The organism is Phycisphaerae bacterium (assembly GCA_035384605.1).
GTDB lineage: Bacteria > Planctomycetota > Phycisphaerae > UBA1845 > PWPN01 > JAUCQB01.
The window spans coordinates 25,754-31,753 of record DAOOIV010000061.1 but is presented as its reverse complement, the minus strand read 5'-3'; the positions used below and the strand labels follow the sequence as shown (position 1 = coordinate 31,753).

The following is a 6,000-nucleotide window of genomic DNA, read 5'->3' as shown; positions in this document are numbered from 1 at the left end:
CAGCGTGTTCCCTGCCGGGGTGGATGAGCAGGAGGACAAGCGCGGGGCCCCCAAGAACCAAGCCCGCCGGCAAAAGCGATCCCAACGCCGAACTCTAGCCCGCCGGTCGGCACGCAAGCGTCACCTGCGGTCGTTCCTTACTCAAGCCGGCCTTCTTCCGACAGATCCGGCTGACCTGGAGATGCTCTTTCAGGCCAACCCGTGGTATCTGCGACGCGAGGCCCTTTCGCGCCCACTGACGCCGCACGAGTTCGGACGCATCGTGGTCCACCTCTCGCAGCGCCGCGGGGCCGTCGGTATCACCACCGACCCGGACGATCCGAATGAAGGCAAGGTCAAAGATGGTATGGACCGCCTCGACAAGCTCATGAGAGACCGGGGCCCGGACACGACCATCGGCCAATTGATGGCGGATTTGATCGATGAACGTCGCCAAGAGCATGACGGTATCACATGGAACGAGCCGATCCGCAATCGGCAATACCGTATTCCCGAAGATCAGCAGCTATTCGCTGGACGAGAGCTCATCCGGAGGGAATTCCATCGTATTGTTGAAATCCAGCGATCCTTCAAGGACTCGCAACTTGGCCCGATGTTGACAGACGATGTGATCCGGTCGCTGGACGATCCCACCCAGACGGATACTTGGCGTCATCAAGGTCTGCTGTTCGGACAGCGCCGGACGTACTGGGACACCGGTACCCTTGGCCGGTGCGTCCTCGAGCCAACTGAGCGGTGCGCGCCTATCGCCGACCGGCACGCCAGCTACTTCCGCGTCGTCGAGACAGTCAACAGTATCCTCATCGAACGTCAAGGCCAGCCGAAGCGACCGCTAACCCCCGAAGAGCGCGACAAGGTTGTACGGCTACTCCGGGGGCCGCTGTTCAAGAAGTCCCGGGGGAGACCCGAGCCCAAATCCACGGCCAGTGTAACGGACATCAAGGAAGCCCTGGGGATTAAGCCTCGCGATAAGACCGTCAAGCTAAACATCGAGGCCGACGAAGACCGCGAGATCAACACCGACTGGTTCCACCGTGAGATTGTGCATGGCGCATTCACTGAGGCGAAATGGGAGCTACTGGCAGAGGATCAACGCGAGTCAGTGAATCGAGCCGTCCTCAAGTTCGACCCCGATCAGGCGGACGACGCGGCGAGGCTCCGAGCGGGGGCCGAACGATGGTGGGCCATGGACGCGGCCTCTGCGGATCGGCTCGTCGAGGCGTGGAAGCGCCGCCCCAGGCTTGAGAAGCGGTTGAACCTTTCCCGCCGCGCTATCCTGAATCTCCTGCCGATCATGAACCGCTTCGACTCAGTCAACAATCGGTGGCCAACGCAACAGGAAGCGCGCAAGCTTTATGCCAGGACACTAAACGATCAACACGCCCGTCGGCGATATGAAACCGGCGCGCCGGGCCTGAGCGCTGCGGATCGGTACTATATGCGCCTGGGCAAGCACCAGATCGTCGCGGGCGTGCCGGAATTGCCGCCGGCGCCCACACTCTCAAATCCAGTCGTCCGGAAAGCCATCCACGAGGTTCGCCGCCACTTGGTGGCGTACCTGCGCCGCTTTGGCCGCAAACCGGACCGAGTTGTCATTGAGATGGCCCGGGTGACGAAGCAGTCCGAGCGTCAGCGCAACGAAGCTCTCGCCCGGAACCGACACCGGGACAAGATCCGCAAAGCCATCATCAAAGAAATCCTCCCGGCCGCATTCGGGGAGGAAGAAGCGGCAAGGCTGTCGCTCAGTCAGCAGCGTGCAGCCGTGGATCGCGTCGTTCTGGCGCGCCAGCAGAGGAATGTGTGCCCCTATTGCGGCCAGGGCGGGTTGACCGACCTTCTCGCTGCGAGGGGCGATGATTTGGAGATTGACCATATCGTCCCCTACAGCCGATGCGGTGACAACGGGCTGAACAACAAAGTCCTGGTGCATCGGGCGTGCAATCGCGGCAAGACCAACCAGACGCCGCGTGAATGGTGGGGCAGCGCGTTCGACGAGAGGATCCGCTTCGCGGAGAAGGTGTTCAAGGACATCAAGCCTGAGAAGAGCGACTATTTCAACAAGCGCGATTCTGATCGCAAGTGGGAGAACTTCACGCGAGAAGTCCGGGAAGGCGAGGAGTGGAAGAATTCGCAGCTTACGGATACGGCCTATGCGGCTCGGCAGGTTGCCGCGTACCTGGCTGACGCGTTATATGACGGCCGGGGACTTCCAGAGCGGGGAGATGGGGAGGGCGCTCAGAAGGTGTTCTTCACGATGGGCCGTTTTACCGCGATGCTGCGGAAGGACTGGCAACTCTTCGAGACGCTCAAGCCCCCACAAAGGGACAGCAAACACGGCGAACTAACGGCGGAGGAAGAGCTGCGGCTCGCCGAGAAAAACCGTGGCGACCACCGTCAGCATGCAATTGATGCGGTCACGATCGCGCTGACGGACCCGACGATCAAGAATACGCTGGCATCGTGGGCCGCGCAAGCGGCCGAATACTACGAGCAACACCGGCAATGGCCGCGTCGAAAGCCGACTGATCCGCCATGGGGCGACGTGCCCTCTTTCCGCAAGCAGATTCTCTCGCGCGTCTACGAGAGCTTTGATTCGAGTGAGTTGGCGTCGGGGAAGCGTGATGAACGAGGCGCCGCAAGTGTACTGATCGTCTCACACCGACCTGTGAAGCGGCGTCTGGTCGGAGCGTTGCATGAAGATACTCATTACGGTCCCGTTGTCGGGCCGCTACCGTCGCATCGCACCGAGCGCATTGACACGCTGTTTACGAATCGGATCAGCGTGGATCGCCTGAGTCCCAATCATCTGCGCGTACCCGAGGGGTGGGACGAGTTAAGTGTCAGGCTGGATGAGGCGGGCGTAGCGGACGCCCGGAAGCGGGATCTCCGCAAGCAGCTTTCAGCGATGAAAGACCCCTCACCCGAAAAGAGCGGCATCGTCCGGGATCGTGCCCTGCGCGACCGCATCCGCAAGTGTCTGCGCGCCAATGGGCTCGACCCTGACGGCTTCACAGCCAATCAGATCAAGCAACTGGTCAGGGAGGGCAAGCTCACGATGGCCAGCGGGGTACCCATCAAGAGCGTGGTGCTTCTTCGGACGAACAGCGACCCGGTCATTATTCCCCGAAAGCAGTGCGACCCGGCCAGTGGCAAAACGGTTCCGCACATGGACCCGGACAATCCGGGAGCACCGCATCCCCGGACCAGGCGAGTCTACATCGGGGGGAACAACCACCACGTCGAAATCCGCGAGCGAATCCGCCAGCGAGGGGGGCAGGCTGTGGCCGAATGGATCGGGGAGGTTGTCACGACGATGGATGCCGCCAGGCGCCTCCACCCGCCGAGGAATCCGGATGGCACCCGGCCTGAACCGAGGCCGGCGGTGGACCGGTCGGATAACCACGACGGCGTTTTCGTCATGTCTCTCGCCGAGGGCGAGACGATCTATGCCCGTCGAAAGGATCGACCGGAGGAGCCGGCGTCGTACTTTGTCGTCTGTAAGCTGGACAAGGCCGGCAACTCATGCCGCATCCATTTCGCCCCGCACTGGGACGCACGTAAGGCGAGTGAGCAGGACCGGTGGGCCGTCACCCCAGGCGATCTGAGGCTGTGCGGTCCGGAGCCTGACCGACCGCCGTACAAGGTTCAGGTCGGGCCTCTTGGCGACGTGAAGCGGCTCGAGAAAGATTGATATGGCGATCCGGCGCGCCGATATGGTATTCGGAGGCGCCCGCGCCGTGATCAAGCGCACCATCGAAATCTCGCACGAGGCCGCGCATCTGGCGGTGAAGCTGGATCAGATCCAGTTGTTACGTCACGATGCTTCGGTGAAGGCCCCAATCGCGTCGATCCCCTGCGAAGATATCGGACTCGTGGTTGTGGACCATCCCGGCGTCACGTATTCGCACGCAGCCCTGGCGCGGATCATCGAGTTCGGCGGCGGGGTGCTAATCTGCGGCCGGGACCACCTGCCAGCCGGCCTCCTATTGCCCATGATCAGCCACACGGAGGGGGTCTGGCGGATCAAGGATCAGCTCAGGGCGTCGAAGCCGCTGCACAAGCGGCTCTGGCAGCAAATCGTCATCGCCAAAATCAAAGCTCAGGCCCGCAATCTCCCGTCAGGCGAGGTTTCTCAAGGCAGACTGCTCGCGCTGGCGGGCGAGGTCAAGTCCGGCGATCCATCGAACGTCGAGGCTCAGGCGGCGAAGATTTATTGGGGGGCGTGGTTGGGCGACCGCCCACAAGCGGCCTGGTTCCGGCGACGCCCGGAGGGCAAAGATCCGATCAATGGGATGCTGAACTACGGCTATGCCGCGATGCGGGCGGCCGTGGCCCGCGCGCTCGTGGGCGGCGGCCTGCTACCAGCTCTTGGCATTCACCACAAGCAGAGAGGGAACAACTTCTGCCTGGCGGACGACCTGCTCGAGCCGCTGCGGCCACTGGTGGACGCCTGCGTGCGTGACCTGATCGACTGGAATATCACGGAGATTGACCAGCGGGCCAAGAAACACCTGCTCGCTCTGCTCACCCGCACGGTGCAGGTCGGCGATCAGATGGGACCGCTCATGGTCGGCCTGCACCGAACGGTGGCTTCGTTGGTGGCCTGCCTTCGCGGGGAAAGCAGACGCCTGGACTTGCCGGTTGGAGTCAGGAATGACTCATGAACCTCAGCGCGTACCGATTCATGTGGCTCATGGTTATGTTCGATTTGCCGGTTGACACGAAGGCCGCTCGACGCGAGTATGCCATCTTCCGTAAGAGGCTGCTCAAGGATGGCTTTACGCGAATACAATACTCAGTCTACGTGCGGCACTGCGCAAGCCAGGAAAATGCCGATGTGCACGTCCAGCGAGTGGAAGCCGCGGTCCCGCCCGATGGCGAGATTCGCGTCCTCCTCATCACGGAGAGACAGTACGAGCGGATGCGGGTTTTCTGGGGAAAAAGGCGCAAGGCCCCCGAGAATCCGCCGTGCCAACTCGAGCTTTTCTGACCCCCTTCGTTGCCTAAGTCCTGTGCGGCAAACCGCTTGCGCGGGAACTAGTGTAATCGACCCCGACCTGCGAGCAAGCCGCAACAGAGACACCTTGCGCTCGAGCCCATCCACGAGTGTAATCGACCCCGACCTGCGAGCAAGCCGCAACCCCGAGCGATGCGCCGTACTCAGACAGGGAAGTGTAATCGACCCCGACCTGCGAGCAAGCCGCAACGCGCACGGCCTGGTAGGCCTCGGGGTTGGAGTGTAATCGACCCCGACCTGCGAGCAAGCCGCAACTAGGCATTGGGGCGGCGGATAAAGACGCTGAGTGTAATCGACCCCGACCTGCGAGCAAGCCGCAACGCGCCAATTGATCCAGGCCACCCGGCCTACAGTGTAATCGACCCCGACCTGCGAGCAAGCCGCAACGACCGACTACAAGGGGCTGCCCGGCATTGTAGTGTAATCGACCCCGACCTGCGAGCAAGCCGCAACGTGCATGAGCATATCACCACCCCACCCACAAGTGTAATCGACCCCGACCTGCGAGCAAGCCGCAACGGTGGCTCCATGCTTGAGGCGAGGCGGTCCAGTGTAATCGACCCCGACCTGCGAGCAAGCCGCAACCTCCAACGGTGAGGATGTCTTTTTGCTTCGAGTGTAATCGACCCCGACCTGCGAGCAAGCCGCAACCAAAAGTAGAACTTAGTAGCGGTACTGAGCAGTGTAATCGACCCCGACCTGCGAGCAAGCCGCAACGCCCGGCGGACCTGCTGCACGTGCGCGGTAGTGTAATCGACCCCGACCTGCGAGCAAGCCGCAACCTGCGATTCCGGCCTGCCTCACTGCATGATAGTGTAATCGACCCCGACCTGCGAGCAAGCCGCAACGATGACCCTCGGATGGCCAGCGCCGATCATAGTGTAATCGACCCCGACCTGCGAGCAAGCCGCAACTTGCAGGAGTGGGAAACGCTGGCCCCGCCCAGTGTAATCGACCCCGACCTGCGAGCAAGCCGCAACCGT

Annotated in this window: 3 protein-coding genes and 1 CRISPR repeat array (1 of these 4 running past the window's edge); all 3 genes read left to right on the top strand. The window is 62.1% G+C overall.

All coding sequences use genetic code 11. The features are described 5' to 3' along the window. A partial coding sequence (gene cas9, locus PLL20_13775) for a type II CRISPR RNA-guided endonuclease Cas9 (protein ID HPD31060.1) occupies positions 1–3,691 on the top strand: 3,691 nt, incomplete at its 5' end. A 46-nt stretch (positions 3,692–3,737) separates the two neighbouring features. Then, the gene (gene cas1 / locus PLL20_13770; GenBank protein HPD31059.1) at positions 3,738–4,664 is read left to right on the top strand and encodes a type II CRISPR-associated endonuclease Cas1; all 927 of its coding nucleotides are present in this window, start codon (positions 3,738–3,740) and stop codon (positions 4,662–4,664) included. Next, positions 4,661–4,990 carry a CRISPR-associated endonuclease Cas2 gene (cas2, locus tag PLL20_13765; GenBank protein ID HPD31058.1) on the top strand — a complete coding sequence of 110 codons (330 nt, stop codon included), beginning with the start codon at positions 4,661–4,663 and terminating at the stop codon, positions 4,988–4,990. The genes cas1 and cas2 overlap by 4 nt, the downstream gene beginning before the upstream one ends. 49 nt (positions 4,991–5,039) lie before the next feature. Then, a CRISPR array of direct repeats spans positions 5,040–6,000; the repeat unit is 36 nt; unit sequence AGTGTAATCGACCCCGACCTGCGAGCAAGCCGCAAC (it continues 1,184 nt past the right edge of the window).

Excerpts from the sequence above, each read along its gene's own strand:
- cas2 (HPD31058.1), top strand. The coding sequence starts at position 4,661 with ATGAACCTCAGCGCGTACCGATTCATGTGGCTCATGGTTATGTTCGAT.